General features: G+C 70.8%; 2 protein-coding genes. One reads left to right on the top strand and one right to left on the bottom strand.

The window, feature by feature from the left end; translation table 11 throughout:
- Positions 1 to 374: 374 nt before the first annotated feature.
- Positions 375 to 1,274 (bottom strand): alpha/beta fold hydrolase, encoded by a 900-nt coding sequence (locus ACFV7R_RS46955; protein ID WP_385276931.1) that lies wholly within the window; start codon positions 1,272 to 1,274, stop codon positions 375 to 377.
- Between the two features lie 419 nt (positions 1,275 to 1,693).
- Between ACFV7R_RS46955 and ACFV7R_RS46950 the strand changes: the two genes are divergently transcribed.
- A complete protein-coding gene (locus ACFV7R_RS46950; RefSeq protein WP_385276928.1) occupies positions 1,694 to 2,422 on the top strand; it encodes a CPBP family intramembrane glutamic endopeptidase in 729 nt (242 codons plus the stop codon).
- Positions 2,423 to 2,606: the final 184 nt, after the last annotated feature.

The raw sequence follows: 2,606 nt of genomic DNA, 5'->3' as shown, positions 1-2,606 counted from the left end.
ACCGACGACACCTGGACACTCACCCCGGCCACCACATAAGGGAGGGCGCCCGGCCGACAGCCAGACGCCCTACACCCAAGATTTTCAGTGATCTTTCACGACTGCTCATCGCTGCTCACTGCGGTGCGAGCGGGGGCCGACCGGGGCTGCGGGAAACGCTTCAGCCCGCCCCCGGTCACGGGGGCGGGCTGAAGCGGCGAACCGCGGCGACCGCGCGGATCGCGGCGAGACGGTGCCGGCGCCGGTGCACCGGCAGCCGGGTGTGCGGTCGGGGCGCGGCGCACGGCTCCTCCACCGGACGGCTGTCCGTCGGATGTTCGCCGTCCCGGCCCGCCCTCGCGGCGGGCTTGCGCAGCTTGCCGACTTCGGGTGGCTCAGGCCCTTGCGGTGAGGGCGGTAACCGCAGTGCACCACCGCTCGATCACGGCGGCGTTCGGCAAGGCATGGCCGTAGCCGTCGAGGAACAGGCCCTCTGCTCCGGGGATCGTCTCGGCCAGAGCCCGGCCGTGCTCGACGGGGATGATCGGGTCGTCGGTGCCGTGAATGACCAGGGTCGGCACGTCGAGGGAGCGCAGCCGGGGCGCGAGGTCGCCCACGGCGGCCGTGGCGGCTATGGCCGACTGGCTGGGGTCCGGGCGCAGCGGGTCGTTCGCGCGGTCGAACTCCCGGGTCAGGGTGCGGCGGCACTCCTCCAGGTCGTAGTCGATGGTGCCGGCCACGAGGGCGTACATCCGGAACCGCGCATCGATGAACTCCTCCCGGGTGGCAGGCGGGTTGACGGCCAGCTCGGCCGCCACTTCCGCCGCCTTCTCCAGGTACTGCGCGTGCGGGGGCGGGGAGAAGATCGACGGCTCGCCGGTCAGGGCGGGGACGACCCCAGCCAGCGCCGAGCTGGTCGAGACCAGGGTCAGCGACCGCACCCGGTCGCGGTGGTCCAGCGCCATGAACTGGGCGATGAACCCGCCCATGGAGGCGCCGACGATGTGCGCGGCCTCTATGCCGTAGGCGTCCAGCACCGCGACGGCGTCACGGGCGAGGTCCTGGCAGTCGTACGGGTTCTTCTCGAAGTCCACCAGGTCGGACCTGCCGGTGTTGCGGTGGTCGTAGCGGATGACGTGCAGGCCGTCCGCCGCCAGTCCGTGGCACAGGCTGTCCGGCCATCCGACCGCCTGTGCGTCCGCTCCGACGATCAACAGCACGGCCGGGGCGGCGGGGTCGCCGAAGTCCTCGGTCCACAGTTTCAACTCACCGGCATCGACGATCTTTTCGGGCATGTGACTCTCCCATTTCCATGCGTGACTGGAGTGTTCGGTGACCGCCGGGGCGCCCCCTGACGGTGGGACAGTCGGGCATCGACCGGCGACGGCCGCGTGGCTCGACCGCTCGGGGCGATCGGTTCGGCACTGGGTGGATGTCTCTATGGTTCGCGTGATCCACAGGGCGATGGGTGAGCAATCGCTACTCGCCTTCCGCCGGCGGATCCGGCGAAGCCGTTTCCCTGCGCGTCCGAGGAGCGCCGCCCACCAGCCCGACACGCACCACCCCCATCTCTTGGGGTCATGACTGGGGTCGTTCCCCAATGCCGCGGGTCGTCGGGGGCCGCTATCGAATTCCTGCACGGCGAGGGGCGGCGGACGACGCGCCCCTGCTTCCACCGCCACCGACCCCGACAGCCTAGGAGGCCGCTGTTCGCATGATGAGGTTCCTCACGGGATTCGCCCTGATCTGGCTGGTGCTGTACATGACCGCGCCGCCCGTGCCCACCCCGGGCGCAGCCGCGACAGCCCTGACCGCCACAGCGGTGTGCGCGACCGCCGTGGCCGTATCGCTTCACGGCGCGCGGTGGCGGGAAGTGCCCGCTGTCCTGGGCCTGACCCGGCCGCGTCCTCGCGCACTGGCCGTCGCCGCCGTGGTGGCGGCCGGGTGCCTGTGCGTCCATCCCCTGTTCGCCGTTGTCACCGGCCACCCCGTCACGCTGCGCCAAGATGCTGCCGGTCTTCTGATCGGCGTCTTCGCCTATCACGGCGTGGCCGAAGAACTCGCCTGGCGCGGCTACGCCTACGCCCGCCTCCGCCGTGGGTGCTCGTTCTCCCGCGCCGTCATGTCCTCGATGCCGCTGCTGACCCTGACCCATGTGCCCGTGGTTCTCACGGCCGGCCCGGCTGTCGGCATCGCCGCCATGTCCGTCGCCGCTGTCACCACCTGGCCGCTGGCTCACCTGTACGAGCAGGGGGGACGCAGTGTGTGGGCGCCCGCGCTGGTCCACGGCGCGATCGACACCTTCAAACTCGTCACCGTGCCGGCCGAGGCCACCATGCCGTACTCACTGGCCCTCGCGGCGACGGCGCTCGTCTTGCCACTCGCCGTCTTCCCTCTCACCCGCATCGCGGCACGCCCTCTACGCGGCCGCCACGCCGGGTGACGCCTCCGCCGGCGAGCAGGAGACAGCGACCAACTGTCATTGGAGGATGACGTCCACGCCGTGTTCCTCGAAGATCTCCAGAAGCACGTCTACTGAGCTCTTCGGGTTGTTGTCGGGTGGAGGGTCAGTCCGGTGCCGACAAGGCAGCCGTCGACGAGGTCGGGGCGGAGCTGAATGTGGCGCA

The organism is Streptomyces sp. NPDC059866 (assembly GCF_042731325.1).
Classification (GTDB): domain Bacteria; phylum Actinomycetota; class Actinomycetes; order Streptomycetales; family Streptomycetaceae; genus Streptomyces; species Streptomyces flavusporus.
Note: the sequence above shows the minus strand (reverse complement) of the source record. Positions and strands in the feature narration are given on the sequence as shown.